Genomic DNA, 17665 nt, shown 5'->3' with positions numbered 1-17665 from the left:
CAAAGCATCGACGAAATATAGCCTAAAATCGCTTAGCGTAAGATAAGATACAGACGACTATCTCCTCTTATAATATTTAAAGCAATTGCTGAAGGATTACTATCAATAATTTTACGTAGTTCTGAAACACTATTGATTCTTGCTTTATTAACCCCAGTGATAAGATCACCTTCTTGTAAACTTAAACGAGAAGCAGGTGAATTTTTAGCAATACTTTTAATTAATACACCTTTTTGACCTTTTACTTCACCATTGATAAGTGTAGCGCCATTAAGTGCTGGATGAATTGCTTTCGCTTCGGTAATTGTTTCATCACCATTTTTCAGTTTAACCTCAACAGAAATTTCTTTACCATCACGAATGATACCTAATTTGACAGTACGACCTGCTCCTGTTGTAGCAATTTTAGCGCGTAATTCAGCAAAACTATTAACTGGTTTGCCATCCATCGAAATGATGATATCACCAGATTTAATTCCAGCATCTTTCGCTGCAGAATCATTCATAACTTCACTAACAAAGGCACCTTTTTGTACGTCAAGATCAAAAGCTTTGGCAATATCTGAGGTCAATTCATTACCTTTAATGCCTAATACCCCGCGTTTAACTTCACCATATTCAATAAGTTGCGAAGTTAAACTTTTAACCATGTTGCTAGGTATCGCAAAACCAATCCCTACATTACCACCACTTGGCGCAATAATAGCCGTATTTATTCCAACTAGTTCACCATTTAAGTTAACTAAAGCACCACCAGAGTTACCTTGATTAATAGAGGCATCAGTTTGAATGAAATTTTCAAAACCATTCATATTAAGCCCACTTCGTGCTAACGCTGAAATGATACCGGATGTGACTGTTTGACCAATACCAAATGGATTACCAATGGCAACCACATAATCACCCACTCGAGTTAAATCTGAGTCTGCCAGTTTAATTTCAGTTAATCTTTTGACATCATCCACTTGTAATAAAGCAATATCACTTTGTGGATCTTTACCAATTAATTTTGCTGGATATTCATGACCATCATTCAAGGCAACGATGATTTTATCGGCGTTATCAATCACATGATTATTAGTAACAATATAACCTTTTTTCGCATCAATAATTACACCAGAGCCTAATCCTGAAAAAGTTCTCGATTGGCTATCAGGATAACCGAAAAATCGTCTAAATTCTTCCGGCATATTATTTTGCATTTGAGTTGTACCTTCAACTTTAATACTGACTACTGAAGGTAAAACAGTTTCCAACATTGGCGCTAACGATGGTTGCTGTTGGTTATTATCTGTTGGGATAAATGGAAATGCAGCATAAACATTGGATACTGTAGCTAAACTTAAACCTAAACCTAATGCTATTACGCTTAATAGTTTTTTGGGTTTTCTTAAGGAATGACTCATCGTAAAACTCTCTTATTTAAGGAATTTAATATTTAAAACACAGATTTCATTAGTATGATTTAACTAACAAATATTTAATATTAATTAAGATTTAATATCATCTGTTTTGAATAATCCAGAAGGATTATCTGAATAGTCTTTAGGCTGTTCTTCAAGTGTTAACTTGTTTTTGACACTGATATCCTTATTCGCTTCTAAATCTATCATTGGCATGTCATCAAAAGTCGAAAATTGCCCAGAAGTTTCGGCAATATGTTGATATAATCGACGAAATTCTTTAGCCATATTGTCTAATATTTCAGCGCTATGTGAAAAGTGTTTCACCATCATTTGCTTTTGAGATACTAATTCTTCTTGAGCTTGTTCGTATTCACGTTTAAGTTTGGCGTATTTACGGCCTTTTTGAGAAACAAAATTCATGAAAATCATACCTACAATAAAACCAATAATTAGGCCAATGACAATATAGGTAATCATACTTTTGTCCATATTTCACTCCTGTATCTTTTCATTTGTTACTTCTAAATAGTGTTCAACTTATTTTGCATGGTTAGCAAGTTTAATCAATTGTTTTTTTAGTTTTTCTGGCGCTTGCTCAGCCAATGCCTTTAAATATATAGCTGTTTGCACCGAAATCACACTGTTAATTTTAGCATTATTGTTAGAAAAATTAACTGATTGCGAATAATTTGTCGCAATAGTTGGATTAATCTTGTATTGAATAGAGGATAGCGACGGTAAGATTTTTCCACGTATGCCCGAGATTAAATTACTTTGTTCATATTTTATTCTTGTTAACCAGTTAGCCGAACTAACCTCAAGAATAAGCACACCTTGACGATAATTAGCAACTCTATATTGCTGATTTAAAGGCGTTGGAAGTAACTCATCAATAACTTTCGTTAATTGACTCAATGCCTGGGTTCTTTCTTTTATCTGGCATAATAAAGCCCCTTGTGACAAAAGGCTGGTCAACACTTTTGGCTCATTATCACGCATGAATTAGGCTTATCCTTCCTCTTTGCTAAAATTAATAAAAATTAATTTTTAACCTAAAAAATTTAATGCTAAATAATTTACCTGATCTAGTTTAAAAAGTCGTGTAAAAAAATGATATTTACACTTTATTTGATTTATTGAAAATGAATAGAAAGGTCAAATAGTTCAATTAATCAAACAACAATGATAGTTAGGTTCAAAAATTTTGAGCCTAACTATTGAAGTTAATATTAATTATTTGTTAGTTTTTAATGATTAATTACTGATACTGTTATTAACTTTGTTTTCTCGAATAAATGTCCAAAGTACAATTGCGCCAATTACATCGAAGAACGCTAGAGCTATGAAGAATGGACCAAAACCAATTATGCCTACGAATGCACCAATGAAAAGGTTAAATATTAACTGCCCTGTCCAAGCACAAGCACCAGCCATACCAACAGCGGTCGCAACTTGATTTTTCTTGAATAAATCGCCACCTAAAGTCGATGCTACAGTCGATAATAATTGATGTGAAAAACCACCTAAGCTGATTAAAAATACTGCTAAATATGGATTTTCGACAATACTAACAAAACCAATTGTCATCATTAATACTGCACCGATAGTAAAGGTTATCAATCTTGAATTGATTAAAGATACTCCTCGGTCATTAAAAAACTTGGCAACAAAACCACTTGCTAAACAACCTAGATCAGCCATTAAAAATGGTAACCAAACAAACATAGCAATTTCTTTTAAACTAAAATGTAGTGTTTCAACGAAGAAGATTGGTACCCAAAAATTAATTGTTCCCCACGCTGGGTCAGCAAGAAAACGTGCAATACCAATACCCCAGAAATTACGCTGAGTAAGAATTGTTGCAAGAGATACCTTCTCTTTTTGGTTATCGACGCCTAAATATTTCTCTTGTCCCGCTTCAATATACTCTCGCTCTTCAGGAGATAATATTTTTGAATCTTTAGGATCACGATAAAAAATAAACCATGCAAGCGCAGCAAATAATGCTAATGAGCCTGAAACAACAAAAGCGAACTGCCAACCTTGGAATAAAATACACCAAGCAATTAAAGGTGGCGCTAACATAGCCCCAAAAGATGTCCCCATATTAAAGACACCTGACGCAATTCCTCTCTCTTTTGCAGGAAACCATATCGATGCAGTTTTTATTCCTGCCGGAATAGCTGATGCTTCACTAAAACCCATCACCCCACGCATGAAAGCTAAACCTTGCCATGTACCTGTCAAAGCATGCCCCATGGTTGCTAGCCCCCAAATTACGGCACAGATAGCAAATCCAAGTCGAAGACCGATAGTATCAATGAAGAAGCCCATAATAGGTTGACCTATGGTGTAAGCTAACTGGAATGCACTCACTATCCAAGAATATTGCTCTTTAGTAATACCGGTAGTTTCTAAAATTGTCGGCGCAGCAACGCCTAATGCCGTTCGATCAAGATAGTTGATAATTGTAATAGCGCAGACAAGTAAAATCATGCACCATCGAAATTTTGGAATTTTTCTCATTTCGTTTCCTTCGTCCTATTTAATGTTAATTCGTATTATTACTATTTAGAAAAATAATGATTTGCATTGTTAAAACAAATATTGCTAATCATGTTGCCAACTAAGTCAAAATCAGCTGGAATTTCGCCATTAACCATCCAATTGCCGACTAGATTACAGAGAATACGTCTAAAATATTCATGTCTGGTAAATGATAAGAAACTACGAGAATCAGTTAGCATACCGACAAATTGACTTAATAATCCCATTTGAGAAAGTTGCATTAATTGGCGTTCCATCCCATCTTTCTGGTCATTGAACCACCAGCCTGAACCAAATTGAATTTTTCCGGCAATACCTGAACCTTGAAAGTTACCGGCCATCGTCACTAGGACTTCATTATCTCGAGGGTTTAAGCAATACAAAATAGTTTTCGGTAGTTCATCCGTTAAGTCTAAAATACCTAATAATGAAGAGAGAGGTTCGGCAATTGGTCTATCGCCAATCGAGTCAAATCCAGCATCTGGACCCAGTAACTTAAACATTCTTTGATTATTATTACGTAGTGCACCTAAATGTAATTGCATAACCCAATTACGTTTATGATATTGCTTACCTAACCAAACCAGCACCGCAGTACTAAATTGCGCAATTTCTAATTCAGAAAGAGGTTGATTAGTAAGACGTTTGGTTAATATGTGATCGAGCTGTTTTTCTGAAGGAATATCAGCATAACGTAAAATTTCAATACCATGATCGGCTGCTTCACAACCATGTTGTTCGAAATGATCTAGCCGCTTGGTTAATGCGCAAAGTAGTTTTTCAAAATTATTAATTTCAATATCAGCAACTTTGCCTAATTGAGCGATATAATCAACAAAACCAGTTAGTTCGATTTTAAAGACTTTATCTGGTCGCCAACTAGGCCTTACTTTCGTTTGCAATGAGCCATCTAATGCAATTTGTTTATGATATTCAAGTGAATCAATAGGATCATCTGTTGTGCCTACTGCTTTGACATTCATTTGTGTCAAAATACCACGAGTTGAAAATTCAGCCGTCGCTAATTTAGCATTTGCCTCTGTCCAAATTTTATCCGCTGTTTTTTCATTAAGAAGAATATCTTTTATACCAAATGGTCTTTTTAACTCTAAATGAGTCCAATGATAAATTGGATTTCCAAGCGTCAAAGGAACAACTTTTGCCCAAGTTAGGTATTTTTCATAATCAGAAGCATCACCGGTAATAAATTTTTCATCGATACCTGCTGTGCGTAATACTCGCCATTTATAGTGATCACCGGCTAACCAAATTTCAGCTAAATTACCAAAGTTTTTATTTTCAGCAATATCTTTAGGTGGTAAATGGCAATGATAATCATATATAGGTTGATCTTTGGCGTAATCAAAATAGAGTCTTTGCGCCGCATCAGTTTGTAATAAAAAGTTATCATCTAAAAATTTTTTCATTGTTTTCCGTCCAATTTATAAAGATAAATCCTTAATAGTCTGTTTGGCTCCTTTCTCCATTAATGAAAGATAATGCTGAGTAACTTTGTCTTTAAATAATGCATTATTTGGTAGATCAGATCCAAAAACGGCAGCCAAACTTAGTAAAGTGTTAACTCTTTCTATACCATCATCACTTGCAGCAACAAGTCGTTTCAATTCCTCAACCATTGGATCACGAATATCGATTATTTGTTGATTATCATCGATACCACCAACATAACGTATCCACCCGGCTACGCCTAAAGCGAGTAATGAAAAATCAGAATTATGCTTAATATGCCAACGGATTGAGTCAAGCATGCGTTGTGGTAATTTTTGGGTACCATCCATAGCAATTTGCCATGTTCGATGTTTTAGTGATGGATTACTAAATCGTTCAATAAGTTTTTCAGCATATTGTTGTAAATTCATGTGTGAAGGAACATTTAAAGTTGGTGCTTGTTGTTGCATCATTAATGATAAAGTCGCTTTTTTATAATTTTCGTCATTCATACAATCATTAATATGCTCATAACCAGCTAAATAACCTAAATAAGCTAAGAATGAATGGCTACCATTTAACATTCGAAGTTTCATCTCTTCATATGGAACAACATTATCAACAAATTCAGCACCAACTTCATTCCAATTAGGTCGAGATGTTACAAAATTATCCTCAATAACCCACTGAATGAATGGCTCACAAGCAATACCACAAGGATCAAACACGCCGCCTAATTCCTCTTGGATTTCTTCTAAGGTTTCAGGCGTTGCGGCAGGAACAATACGGTCAACCATCGTACATGGGAAAGTTGTATTGCTTTCAATCCATTTTGCTAACTCTGGATCACGGGCATTGGCTAAATCTAAAATAGCTTTGCGCAAAACTAAACCATTTTCTGGCATGTTATCGCAGGATAAAGCAGTAAATGATTTTAAACCTCGTTGCATTCTTCTATGTAATGCTTCAACAATAACGCCCGGCGCTGACATAGGTTTACTTGGTGAAGCTAAATCGGCTTTAATTAATTCATTATTCAAATCCAATCCTGTTCCGCCAGGCAACATACAATAACCTTTTTCTGTCACCGTTAACGAAACAATTTCCACCAGCGGATCAGCCATTTTTTCTAAAATTGTTTCTATACCATCAGTTGGAGCTAACAATGACTCTTTAACACTACCTATAATATAGGCTTGTTTAGATGTTGCCCCTTTTTCTAATACTGTATAGAGATGATCTTGTTTACGAATATCATTGATTAACTCCTCCCCTCCAACAATATTCACTTCACAAATAGCCCAATCACTATTGCCTTTATTTAACAGGCGATCAGTAAATAATGCCTGATGTGCTCTATGAAAGGCGCCGAAACCGATATGAACAATACGAGCAGTCATTGTTTGCCTATTGTATAAAGGTTTATTTTTAATTGATTGTGGGGTTTTTAATAAATTGAGCATTTTTTATACCATGATTAACTAGTTAACAACATTTATTGGTTAGACATATTTTCATTTGTTGACAAATTTTTCATCTATATTTTTTAATTTTTGTGACTTATATCACATTTTTTGGTTTATTTTATGAGGATGTTTGCTAAAATCTCTATAATGCATAACAACATTGGTACACCAATTTAACGGTGTTATATATTTCTTTGATTATTCACTTAGAGGAGTTGTGATAATTAGCGTATAATTATCTGCAACAAACTTAATAGAATTCTGAGGATTATAGATTATGCCAAGGGTCCATCGACTCTATCAAAAAATTGGTAATGAGTTAAAATCATTATTAACTAGTGGTACCTTTAAAATTGGTGACCGACTACCACCAGAAAGAGATATTGCAGAAACTTTTAATGTTAGTCGTACGGTAGTTCGAGAAGCATTAATTATGTTAGAGCTTGAAAAATTAGTTGCCGTAAAAAAAGGTTCTGGTGTTTATGTTATTGGTTTACCTGACGAGTTCTTATCCGAAAAAGATAGAGAAATAGAGGAAGAAGATTTTGGCCCATTTGAGCTGTTACAAGCAAGACAACTTCTTGAAAGTAACATCGCCGCATTTGCTGCGTCACAAATTGTAAAGTCCGATATTATTGAGTTAAGAACTATAATTGAACAAGAACGGCAAACTTTAGAACAAGAAGTACTTGATGACTATAGTGCCGATGAAATGTTTCATGTTGCAATAGCTCGAGCCACAAAGAACTCAATACTTGAGCGTCTGTTAGAAGACTTATGGTCAAAACGTTCATCGAGTAAAATGTGGGACCAATTGCAAAGTAGAATAATTGATCATAGTTATCGAAAAAAATGGTTATATGATCATGAAAGAATTCTACAGGCACTACAATTAAAAGATTCAATGGCGGCACGTCACGCTATGTGGCAACACTTGGAAAATGTTAAACAAACATTAATGACAGTTTCTGACAGTGAAGATCCAAATTTTGATGGTTATTTATTTGACTCTATTCCAGTCACTATTGTTAACCAATAGAAACAAATATGCATTGTTTATGGATCTTCATTTTAGAATAAATTAGTAAATGAAAAATCATTGAGGAGATTTTAGATGGAACAAACAATGCGCTGGTTTGGACCTAACGACCCTGTATCATTGGCCGATATTAGACAATCAGGGGCAACAGGAATTGTTACCGCCTTACACCATATACCTAATGGTGAAGTTTGGACAATTGATGAGATTGAAAAACGAAAAAAAATGATTGAAGACAGTGGTCTTACTTGGTCTGTTGTTGAAAGTATTCCTGTTCATGAAGAAATTAAAACCCATTCTGGTAATTTTGAACAACATATTGCCAACTATCAACAATCAATTCGTAATTTAGCTGCTTGTGGTATTGATACAGTTTGTTACAACTTTATGCCTGTATTAGATTGGACACGTACCGATCTTGGTTATCAATTACCGGATGGTTCTCGAGCATTACGCTTTGATCAAATTGCTTTTGCAGCATTTGATATTCATATTTTAAAACGACCTAATGCCGAAAAAGATTACACACCAGAAGATATACTGGCAGCAAAAAGTTATTTTGAACAAATGTCTCAAGCCGATAAAGATAAACTGGTTGGCAATATTATTGCTGGTTTACCTGGTGCTGAAGAGGGTTATTCACTCGATCAATTCCGAGCTCATCTTGCCACTTATGATGGTATTGATAAAGCTAAGTTACGCGAAAACTTTGCTTATTTCTTAAAAGCTATTGTTCCAGTCGCAGAAGAAGTTGGTGTAGTTTTAACCGTTCATCCAGATGATCCTCCTAGACCAATTTTAGGTTTACCACGTATTGTTTCAACCATCGAAGATATGCAATGGATGAAAGAGACTGTTGATAGTATCCATAACGGATTCTGTTTCTGTACTGGTTCTTATGGTGTTCGTAGCGATAATGATCTTGTGACAATGGCGGAAAAATTTGCTGATCGCGTTCATTTTATTCATTTACGTGCAACAGTTCGTGAAAATAATCCATTATCTTTCCATGAAGGCGATCATTTAGCTGGTGATGTTGATATGTATGGAGTAATTAAAGTACTGATTGCTGAAGAAGAACGACGTAAAAAAGCGGGAATTAAACGTTCAATACCTGTTCGTCCAGATCACGGTCACCAAATGCTTGACGATCTTAATAAAAAAACTAATCCTGGCTATTCGGCGATAGGCCGCTTAAGAGGTTTAGCAGAAATTCGTGGCGTTGAATATGCAATTAGACGTGCATTTTTTGAGTAAAATTTAATTATTTTTTAATTATCTTAATTTCTTAGTTATCTTAGTTAAAGAGCCCATAATAATGGGCTCTTTTATTATCTTAATTTGCACATAAAAATAGCGTGATATACACGCTATTTTCCTTATATTGTTAGGAAGTTTTTATTATAACTAATTATTTGCATAATTAATTATCGATATTTACTATTTAGAACACCTTCAAATCAAATTGAAGAATAAAATTCATAGATTAATTTCTTCGTTTAGACTAATGTTCAATGATTTAAGGCTAATTAATAGAGGCTGTATTATAATTGGTAAACCAAATAATACTACTATTTTAAACCAATATATTGCTGAATTTGTTAAATAACGTGACACAAATCACATTACTTGTACAAATTGGTATAATAAATTTTTATAGTAAAAAAATCAATCCGTTTAAATTAATAATTAAATAATTTCAAAAAAGAATATTCAATAAAAGCAAAAGGTATCTTTGTACACCCTTAATTCGATATTACAAAAAATGCTATCAGTTAATTCTAGCTTTGACACTATTTATATTTAACCGCTATACTTTAGGGGATATTTTCTACATCTGTATCGTTAAGCAGTTTTTTAATAAGCAGTTTAAACATAAGGGGTGTAAAATGGGTATCTTAAATAATATTTTTTCTAAAATATTTCCAAGCGCACAGGCCGCTGTAGGTCATGCAAAAGATGCGGTGAAAGAGCAAGTTGATAAAATTACTGACACCGTTAAAGACAAAACTTCTACCAATACCGACAATACCGGAAATAACAGTAATTCCGATCAAAATCAACAAAATTCCTCAGAAAACAAAACGCCTATATCTCAAGTCGACGTTATGTCAATTTTGGATAATTTGGCTAAAAAATTTCCTGAAAAACTTAATTGGAAAACTTCAATTGTTGATTTATTGAAATTATTAGGTATTGATAACAGTTTAGATGCACGCAAAAAATTAGCAACTGAACTTAATTATACTGGTAGCACAGACGACACCGCCGCAATGAATACATGGTTAATCAAAGAAGTAATGAAAAAAATTGCAGAGAAAGGCGGTAACGTTTCTCACTTATTTTCTTAGTCTGAATGGATACGTGATTTGTCATCCACCTGTTCATCAGGTGGATTTTTTATGTTTAATTTATTACGGGACAGGTTATTTTTAGCAAGTTTAAGCTTTGAATGAATGCAGACGATTCATCGCACTTTCTATGCCGTCCGTTAATAGAATATTGGTACAATACACTGATTCATCAATAGCTTTATCAATTAACTCTTGTTCAGGTTTAGATGGTTTATTTAATACATAACCGACGACTTTATTTTTATCGCCTGGATGCCCAATTCCAATTCTTAATCGATAAAAATTCAGATTATTGCCAAGTTTACTGGCAATATCTTTCAAACCATTATGACCACCATGACTACCGCCAAATTTCAATTTAGCAATACCGGGATTAAGATCTAACTCATCATGAGCAACCAATATCTCATCAGGTTGAATTTGATAAAAAGACGCCATCGCTTGAACCGCTTTTCCACTCAAATTCATAAAGGTTGTTGGTACCAGCAAACGGACATCATGACCATTAAGATTAATTCGGGTAGTGTATCCAAAAAATTTAGGATCATTTTTTAATGGTTGATTATAACGTTCAGCAAGAAGATCCACATACCAAGCACCAGCATTATGGCGAGTTGCCGCATATTCATTACCGGGATTTGCTAAGCCTACAATAAGTTTGATTGTTGTCATAATAGTTTAATCATTAATTATTCGGTTATTAGTAAAAAGCCCCTATGAGGGGGCATTTATCTAATTGGCAAGAAAAGATTATTGATGGAACATTGCTGAAATTGATTCTTCGTTACTAATACGTCGAATTGCTTCAGCAAGCATGCCTGATAATGTAAGTTGACGCACATTATTTAATCCTTTAACTTCAGCAGTTAATGGAATTGTGTCACAAACTACGATTTCATCAATGGCAGAATTTTTAATGTTACTAACCGCTTTTCCTGAGAAAATTGGGTGAGTAGCATAAGCGAAAACACGTTTTGCTCCGCGAGCTTTTAATGCATCAGCCGCTTTACAAAGCGTTCCAGCAGTATCGATCATGTCATCAACTAAAATACAATCTCGGTCTGCGACATCACCAATAATATTCATCACTTCTGCTTCATTAGCACGTTGACGGCGTTTATCAATAATCGCCATATCTGTATCATTTAAAAGTTTGGCTATCGCACGCGCTCGAACCACACCACCAATATCCGGAGATACCACGATTGGGCGTTCAAAATCACGTTGTAACATATCTTCTAAAATCACAGGGCTACCAAATACATTATCAACTGGTACATCAAAAAAGCCTTGAATCTGTTCAGCATGAAGATCAACAGTTAAAACCCTATCAACACCAACAGTTGATAAAAAGTCTGCAACAACTTTGGCAGTAATAGGAACTCGAGCTGAACGCACTCGGCGATCCTGCCTTGCATATCCAAAATAAGGAATAACAGCAGTAATACGACCGGCAGATGCTCGACGCATTGCATCAATCATTACTAATAATTCCATTAAATTGTCATTTGTAGGCGCACAAGTTGATTGGATAATAAAAACATCTTCACCACGGACATTTTCATTAATTTGGACATTGACTTCACCGTCACTAAAACGGCTAACAATAATATCACCAAGGGAAGTATAAAGACGATTAGCTATACGTTTTGCTAGTTCGGGTGTGGCGTTACCAGCAAACAGCTTCATATCAGGCACGAGAAATCCTCAAGCATGTAATCATGATTACATAAAACGTAATCGGTTAAATCGGAGTTATAATTATATAATCATTTACAGATCATCCTCAACCAGATTATAAAAAATTCTTACAAATATTTTATATCTGTCACTATTATATATAGAAAAATAAGTAACAAGATGTTTTTTGAAGTGGATTAAAAATCGGTTAAACTACTGTACAACAAAGGTGAACAATTACCTTGATAAACTATTTAACAATAACAGCAGATACGCAATGAGTGAACAATTAAAAACCAATAATCAACAGACAGAATCTAAACGAACAATACGTAGTTTTGTATTGCGACAAGGTCGCTTAACCAAAGGGCAACAACAGGCTTTAACTCATTTATGGCCTATATATAGCATTGAATATAATGCAAATTCATTAATCTCTGTTGAGGAGAATAAACCGACAATATTAGAAATCGGTTTTGGTATGGGCGCTTCATTAATTGAAATGGCTAACGCCTCTCCAGACAAAAATTTTATAGGTATTGAAGTCCATCGACCTGGTGTCGGTGCCTGTTTAATGGCTATTGAGGAAAAACAATTAACTAATTTAAAAGTGATGTGTCATGATGCCGTTGAAGTTTTAGAAAACATGATACCTAATGAATCATTAGATAAAGTACAAATCTTCTTTCCCGATCCATGGCATAAAGCAAGACACAACAAACGCCGCATTATTCAACCACAATTTGTACAATTAATTCGGCAAAAATTGAAAGAAGGCGGTATTTTACATTTAGCTACCGACTGGCAAAATTATGCTGAACATATGTTAGAGGTTTTAACCGAAGCTGAAGGTTTTGAAAATTTATCAGCGACAGGCGACTACATTCCAAGACCCGAAGATCGCCCTATTACCAAATTTGAAAAACGTGGTCAAAATTTAGGTCATGGTGTTTGGGATTTACAATTTATAAAAAAATAGTGGTATTAAGGAGCCATTATGCAAAATAAAACAATTGATATAATTTGTCATCGTCGTTCAATTCGGTCTTACCAATCAACGGCATTAACTACAGAGCAGATAGAATCACTTGTTCAAGCTGCACAATCGGCTCCAAGTTCCAATTTTCTACAATGCGCGACAATAATTAGAATTACTGATAGCGAGAATCGCTCAAAACTAGCACATTATGCGGGAGATCAGGAGTATATACTTCAGGCTCCTGAATTTTGGGTGTTCTGTGCCGATTTTAATCGGCATTTTCAAATTGATCCAACTATTCCCCTTGAAAAAGCAGAACAGCTTTTAGTGGGTTGCATTGATACGGCTCTTATGGCACAAAATACCGTTATTGCAGCGGAATCATTAGGTTTAGGCACGGTTTATATTGGCGGATTACGCAATAATATTGAGAAAGTAACACAATTACTGGCCTTACCTAAATATGTTCTTCCGCTTTTTGGGCTTTGTATTGGTTATCCTGACCAAAATCCAGATCTAAAACCAAGATTACCGAAAGAATTAGTTTTTTTTGAAAATCACTATCAACCAATCAATCATCAATTATTAGCACAATATGATACTCAGATGCGTAAGTACTATGAGCATCGACTGGCTAATCAAAAAACCAATGGTTGGAGTGATAAAATCGCAGAAACAATTATCAAAGGGCAACGAGATTTCATTTTAAATTATTTGCATAAACAAGGATGGATAACTAAATGAACAACAATCAATACCAATTAGACAAAGTCGTTATATTAAGCCGCCACGGTATCCGTACACCGCTAGAAAACACGATAGCATTTTTAGAAAAGTCCAGCCCACTAAAATGGCCTAGCTGGGATCATGCTTATGGTTATTTGACCACCCGAGGTGGAGTATTAGAAACTTTTTTTGGCCATTATCTATCTCAATGGCTTGAGCAACAAAATATTAAACTCACCCCTGAAAATCCAGATATCTATGTTTATGCCAATAGTCTTCAAAGAACGGTAGCGACAGCTCAATTCTTAGTTGCTGGCGCTTATGCTGGTTATGATATTCCTATCGAGCATAAATATACCATTGAAAAAATGGACCCTATTTTTGATCCAAGTGTAAAAAACGACTCATCAGAAATTAAACAAAAAGTATTAAAAGAAATCGAAGAAGCTGACCAAAAAGAGTCGATCTTCAAAAATTTAGCCTCGGCATATAAAATGGTATCGGATATATTAGACTATTCACACTCACAATTATATGCTGAACTTAAATGTGATTTTGCAGATATCCCTTATGAACTTCATTTTGTAAAAAACCAAGAGCCTGAACTACGCGGGCCATTAGCCATTGGTATTTGTGTCATCGATGCTTTTTTATTACAGTATTATTCGGCATTTCCTAAAGAGCATATTGCTTGGGGAAGAATAACCAGTCAAGAACAGTGGCAACAATTGATGCAAATTCGCAACCATTATATTGACTTAGTTTTTCATTCTAGAACGATTGCTCGACATAATAGTAAATTATTAATTAATAAGATAGATGATTTATTACACAATAAAACTCATAAAGTCAATCTACTGGTCGGTCATGATAGTACCATTGCCGCACTGCTCGGCGCTTTGGATTTTGCACCATATCAGCTGCCAAACCAATTTGAAAATACACCAATTGGTGGCATGGTTATCTTACAACGTTATCGACATGTCACATCCGGCAAATACTTTTTTAAAGCTGAATACGTCTACCAAAGTTTTGAACAGCTATATACTGGCGAAGCGATTGATATTAATAATCCTCCACAACATTATCAACTCAAGTTGCTAAATGCGACACCGAATAGTGATGGTTTTTATTCGTGGCATGATTTTGAAAAACGTATAAAAGATTTTCAACCCTAAGTTTAATTAATTAGATTGTCTATATGGCTACTAGCTTTAAGTCATTAGACAATCTACAAAATAGCTAATAGACTTAAAATTGTTTTCCCTGATTTTATATAACTTGGTCATTGCCACCATAAAAAATGTAATCGATACCATGAAATAAATGATATTCTGTTAAAATCCTGAAAATCAGACATAAACAAACCTCTATAATTAGTTGCTTAAAAGATAAATAACGCTTTTACCACGGAACGCATTGAATTCTCGTAATTACAATTAAGATTATTAATCATCTAAATTAATACTTACAAAAATGTAAGCGATTTCACAAAATGTTAACTAGATCACTTTTTTGCCCAATTTTAAATGCTATCATCCTGAGCAATTTATCGCTTTTTGTTTATTTAAAATGTAAGCGATTTCTAGATGATTAAGTAATCATTTAAAGCTTAGCAAAGGAAGTTCATTATGAATCAGAAAATTAAGTCGACAATGCGCAACAAAAACTATTGGGTATTTAGCCTCTACTTTTTTCTTTATTTCTTTATCATGGGAGCTTATTTCCCCTTTTTTCCAGTCTGGTTAAAAATGATTGGCTTAGATCAAGCTGATACAGGATATGTTTTCTCATTTATTTCGCTATTTGCATTATTCTTTCAACCAGTATTTGGATTGATATCCGATAAATTAGGTTTAAGAAAACACCTACTTTGGATGATCACCTTTCTATTGGTGCTATTTGGGCCATTCTTTATTTTTATATTAGGTCCTTTACTCAAATTAAATGTAACGCTTGGTGCTACTGCTGGTGGTTTATATTTAGGTATGGTATTTAGTGGTGGCGCACCGGCAATTGAAGCTTTAGTTGAAAAAATCAGTAGACGAAGCGGTTTCGAATTTGGTCGTTGTCGGATGTTTGGTTGTTTTGGCTGGGCGATTTGCGCTTCATTTGTCGGGATTATGATATCCAAAGATGTTAATGCCGTTTATTGGTTATGTTCAGGATTCGCTTTAGTATTATTAATTTTAGTCAAAATTGCTGATCCGGCTAAAACGCCTACCACGGATGTTGTTGAACAAATGGGCTTAAACAAACCTGAACCATTTAACTTAAAATTGGCGGTGGATCTACTAAGAATGCCTAAGATTTGGTTCTTTATGCTCTACATTGTTGGTGTAGCTTGTACTTATGAAGTATTTGACCAACAATTTGCCAACTTCTTCACTTCATTCTTCTCCAGTGAACAGGTAGGGCGTGAGGCCTTCGGCTATGTCACCACATTAGGTGAATTTTTAAATGCGACTGTGATGTTTTTTGCGCCAGTTATTGTTATGAAAATTGGCAGCAAAAATACCCTATTAGTTGCTGGGGCGATCATGTCAATTCGCATAACAGGTTCAGCCTTCGCCAGTTCAGCTGTTGAAGTGGTTATCTTAAAAACATTACATATGTTTGAGGCACCACTATTGCTTGTCGGTGCATTTAAATATATTACCAAACATTTTCCGATTCGTTTTTCAGCAACGGTATACTTAATTGCTTTCTGTTTCGCAAAACAACTATCTATTATGTTTATGTCCACCTTTGCAGGTCAAATGTATGTTAAAATTGGATTTGAAGGAGCTTATTTAGTGCTCGGCTTAATCGCATTTAGCTTTACACTAATCTCGTCCTTTACGTTATCAGGTCGAGGACCGTGGGATTTGTTTAAACATAATAAGATTGAAGAATCGGAAAATTAGTACAAATTAATTAGAATTAGCATATGTTAAGGTATCAAGATGAAAATATTAGTAACGGGTGGTTGTGGATATATCGGCAGTCATACTTGTGTTCAATTAATTCTTGCCGGATATACTCCAATTATTATTGACAATTTATTTAATAGTAAAGCCTCGGTATTGGAAAGAATAAAAACCATCACAGGACAATCAATCGATTTTTATCATGGCGATGTATGTGATGCAAATATATTAGCAACAATTTTTAAAGAACATGATATCAAAGCCGTTATTCACTTTGCTGGATTAAAAGCCGTTGGTGAATCAGTCTATAAGCCACTTGAATATTATGAAAATAATGTTTACGGCAGTATTGTCTTAATGAAAGCAATGCGTGATGCTGGTGTAAAACAGTTGGTTTTTAGTTCATCTGCCACAGTATATGGTGAGCTAGCGCCGATTCCTTACGTCGAAACCTTACCGCAAGGGTTACCCTCTAGCCCATATGGTAAGAGTAAACTTATGGTTGAACAGTGCATGATGGATTTAGCGGTTGCTGAACCTGATTGGTCCTTAACATTATTGCGATATTTTAATCCTGTCGGTGCGCATCCAAGTGGTTTGATGGGAGAAGATCCGCTTGGCGTACCTAATAATCTTATGCCATTTATCACCCAAGTTGCCGTAGGTAAGCGCGAGTCATTATCGGTATTTGGTAATGATTACCCAACTGTTGATGGTACCTGCGTGCGAGACTTTATTCATGTTGTTGATTTAGCGGATGGTCATATCGCTGCACTTAAAGCTGACCAAAATAGAGCCGGTGTACATATCTACAATTTAGGCTCGGGAGTAGGCTTCAGTGTGCTACAAGTGATTAAGGCCTTCGAAAAGGCATCCGGTAAACCACTTAATTGGCAGTTTGCGCCAAGACGTGCTGGCGACTTGCCTGCATTTTGGGCTGATGCCAAGAAAGCTGAACAGCTGTTAGGTTGGAAAACCAAATTAACCCTTGATGATATGGTTAAAGATTCATGGAATTGGCAATCTAAAAATCCACAAGGTTATCCCGATTAAGGTTATATTTACGCAACAGTTGTATTTATACAACAATAGTCGCAACATCATAATTAA

At 35.0% G+C, this 17665-nt stretch carries 16 protein-coding genes; 8 read left to right on the top strand and 8 right to left on the bottom strand.

Annotated elements, in window-relative coordinates; all coding sequences use genetic code 11:
- Window positions 1–32: 32 nt before the first annotated feature.
- The 6 genes from AC5LXV_RS05395 to AC5LXV_RS05370 form a co-directional block, all read right to left on the bottom strand.
- The gene (locus AC5LXV_RS05395) at window positions 33–1406 is read right to left on the bottom strand and encodes a Do family serine endopeptidase (RefSeq protein WP_110434377.1); all 1374 of its coding nucleotides are present in this window, start codon (window positions 1404–1406) and stop codon (window positions 33–35) included.
- A gap of 84 nt (window positions 1407–1490) precedes the next feature.
- Window positions 1491–1895: a Z-ring associated ZapG family protein gene (locus tag AC5LXV_RS05390; RefSeq protein ID WP_110434378.1), complete on the bottom strand. Its 405-nt coding sequence runs from the start codon at window positions 1893–1895 to the stop codon at window positions 1491–1493.
- 48 nt (window positions 1896–1943) lie between these two features.
- The gene (locus AC5LXV_RS05385) at window positions 1944–2405 is read right to left on the bottom strand and encodes a DUF721 domain-containing protein (RefSeq protein WP_110434379.1); all 462 of its coding nucleotides are present in this window, start codon (window positions 2403–2405) and stop codon (window positions 1944–1946) included.
- A 255-nt stretch (window positions 2406–2660) separates the two neighbouring features.
- Entirely contained in the window at window positions 2661–3932 is a 1272-nt protein-coding gene (locus AC5LXV_RS05380; protein WP_493467570.1) for an MFS transporter, read from the bottom strand.
- Window positions 3933–3973: 41 nt separating this feature from the next.
- A complete protein-coding gene (gene uxaC / locus AC5LXV_RS05375) occupies window positions 3974–5380 on the bottom strand; it encodes a glucuronate isomerase (protein ID WP_493467569.1) in 1407 nt (468 codons plus the stop codon).
- 15 nt (window positions 5381–5395) lie between these two features.
- On the bottom strand, window positions 5396–6865 hold the full coding sequence (locus tag AC5LXV_RS05370) for a mannitol dehydrogenase family protein (RefSeq protein ID WP_493467568.1): 1470 nt from the start codon (window positions 6863–6865) through the stop codon (window positions 5396–5398).
- A 280-nt stretch (window positions 6866–7145) separates the two neighbouring features.
- On the opposite strand from AC5LXV_RS05370, the gene AC5LXV_RS05365 reads away from it, so the two are divergent.
- The 3 genes from AC5LXV_RS05365 (at window position 7146) to AC5LXV_RS05355 (ending at window position 10258) form a co-directional block, all read left to right on the top strand.
- Window positions 7146–7907 (top strand): GntR family transcriptional regulator, encoded by a 762-nt coding sequence (locus AC5LXV_RS05365; protein ID WP_110434383.1) that lies wholly within the window; start codon window positions 7146–7148, stop codon window positions 7905–7907.
- Window positions 7908–7982: 75 nt separating this feature from the next.
- Entirely contained in the window at window positions 7983–9164 is a 1182-nt protein-coding gene (gene uxuA, locus AC5LXV_RS05360; RefSeq protein ID WP_493445958.1) for a mannonate dehydratase, read from the top strand.
- Between the two features lie 632 nt (window positions 9165–9796).
- Window positions 9797–10258, top strand: coding sequence for a DUF3597 domain-containing protein (locus tag AC5LXV_RS05355; RefSeq protein WP_110434385.1), 462 nt, complete (start codon window positions 9797–9799; stop codon window positions 10256–10258).
- Between the two features lie 90 nt (window positions 10259–10348).
- Here the strand turns inward: AC5LXV_RS05355 and pth are convergent, their stop codons facing one another.
- Both pth and AC5LXV_RS05345 read right to left on the bottom strand, forming a co-directional pair.
- Window positions 10349–10933, bottom strand: a complete 585-nt coding sequence (pth, locus tag AC5LXV_RS05350; protein ID WP_110424142.1) for an aminoacyl-tRNA hydrolase — start codon at window positions 10931–10933, stop codon at window positions 10349–10351.
- A gap of 78 nt (window positions 10934–11011) precedes the next feature.
- On the bottom strand, window positions 11012–11959 hold the full coding sequence (locus AC5LXV_RS05345; RefSeq protein ID WP_034883364.1) for a ribose-phosphate pyrophosphokinase: 948 nt from the start codon (window positions 11957–11959) through the stop codon (window positions 11012–11014).
- 259 nt (window positions 11960–12218) lie between these two features.
- Here AC5LXV_RS05345 and trmB point away from each other — a divergent pair, with 259 nt between their 5' ends.
- From trmB to galE, 5 genes are all read left to right on the top strand, one after another.
- Window positions 12219–12920: a tRNA (guanosine(46)-N7)-methyltransferase TrmB gene (trmB, locus tag AC5LXV_RS05340; RefSeq protein ID WP_493451793.1), complete on the top strand. Its 702-nt coding sequence runs from the start codon at window positions 12219–12221 to the stop codon at window positions 12918–12920.
- Window positions 12921–12938: 18 nt separating this feature from the next.
- A complete protein-coding gene (nfsA, locus tag AC5LXV_RS05335) occupies window positions 12939–13664 on the top strand; it encodes an oxygen-insensitive NADPH nitroreductase (protein ID WP_493451794.1) in 726 nt (241 codons plus the stop codon).
- Window positions 13661–14824 carry a histidine-type phosphatase gene (locus AC5LXV_RS05330; protein ID WP_493451795.1) on the top strand — a complete coding sequence of 388 codons (1164 nt, stop codon included), beginning with the start codon at window positions 13661–13663 and terminating at the stop codon, window positions 14822–14824. Before nfsA ends, AC5LXV_RS05330 begins: the two co-directional genes overlap by 4 nt.
- Before the next feature lie 453 nt (window positions 14825–15277).
- Window positions 15278–16552: an MFS transporter gene (locus tag AC5LXV_RS05325; RefSeq protein WP_493467567.1), complete on the top strand. Its 1275-nt coding sequence runs from the start codon at window positions 15278–15280 to the stop codon at window positions 16550–16552.
- A gap of 39 nt (window positions 16553–16591) precedes the next feature.
- The gene (gene galE / locus AC5LXV_RS05320; protein WP_493467566.1) at window positions 16592–17608 is read left to right on the top strand and encodes a UDP-glucose 4-epimerase GalE; all 1017 of its coding nucleotides are present in this window, start codon (window positions 16592–16594) and stop codon (window positions 17606–17608) included.
- The last annotated feature ends 57 nt before the right edge of the window (window positions 17609–17665 follow it).

The organism is Gilliamella sp. LMG 34359, from assembly GCF_984569085.1.
This window is presented reverse-complemented; position numbering and strand designations above follow the sequence as displayed.

What these genes read in the sequence shown, in the direction of transcription:
- AC5LXV_RS05370 (WP_493467568.1), bottom strand. Translation starts at nt 6,865, where the DNA reads ATGCTCAATTTATTAAAAACCCCACAATCAATTAAAAATAAACCTTTA.
- trmB (WP_493451793.1), top strand. Translation starts at nt 12,219, where the DNA reads ATGAGTGAACAATTAAAAACCAATAATCAACAGACAGAATCTAAACGA.
- AC5LXV_RS05355 (WP_110434385.1), top strand. Translation starts at nt 9,797, where the DNA reads ATGGGTATCTTAAATAATATTTTTTCTAAAATATTTCCAAGCGCACAG.
- galE (WP_493467566.1), top strand. Translation starts at nt 16,592, where the DNA reads ATGAAAATATTAGTAACGGGTGGTTGTGGATATATCGGCAGTCATACT.
- AC5LXV_RS05330 (WP_493451795.1), top strand. Translation starts at nt 13,661, where the DNA reads ATGAACAACAATCAATACCAATTAGACAAAGTCGTTATATTAAGCCGC.
- uxaC (WP_493467569.1), bottom strand. Translation starts at nt 5,380, where the DNA reads ATGAAAAAATTTTTAGATGATAACTTTTTATTACAAACTGATGCGGCG.
- pth (WP_110424142.1), bottom strand. Translation starts at nt 10,933, where the DNA reads ATGACAACAATCAAACTTATTGTAGGCTTAGCAAATCCCGGTAATGAA.
- AC5LXV_RS05325 (WP_493467567.1), top strand. Translation starts at nt 15,278, where the DNA reads ATGAATCAGAAAATTAAGTCGACAATGCGCAACAAAAACTATTGGGTA.
- AC5LXV_RS05390 (WP_110434378.1), bottom strand. Translation starts at nt 1,895, where the DNA reads ATGGACAAAAGTATGATTACCTATATTGTCATTGGCCTAATTATTGGT.
- AC5LXV_RS05380 (WP_493467570.1), bottom strand. Translation starts at nt 3,932, where the DNA reads ATGAGAAAAATTCCAAAATTTCGATGGTGCATGATTTTACTTGTCTGC.
- AC5LXV_RS05395 (WP_110434377.1), bottom strand. Translation starts at nt 1,406, where the DNA reads ATGAGTCATTCCTTAAGAAAACCCAAAAAACTATTAAGCGTAATAGCA.
- AC5LXV_RS05385 (WP_110434379.1), bottom strand. Translation starts at nt 2,405, where the DNA reads ATGCGTGATAATGAGCCAAAAGTGTTGACCAGCCTTTTGTCACAAGGG.
- uxuA (WP_493445958.1), top strand. Translation starts at nt 7,983, where the DNA reads ATGGAACAAACAATGCGCTGGTTTGGACCTAACGACCCTGTATCATTG.
- AC5LXV_RS05365 (WP_110434383.1), top strand. Translation starts at nt 7,146, where the DNA reads ATGCCAAGGGTCCATCGACTCTATCAAAAAATTGGTAATGAGTTAAAA.
- nfsA (WP_493451794.1), top strand. Translation starts at nt 12,939, where the DNA reads ATGCAAAATAAAACAATTGATATAATTTGTCATCGTCGTTCAATTCGG.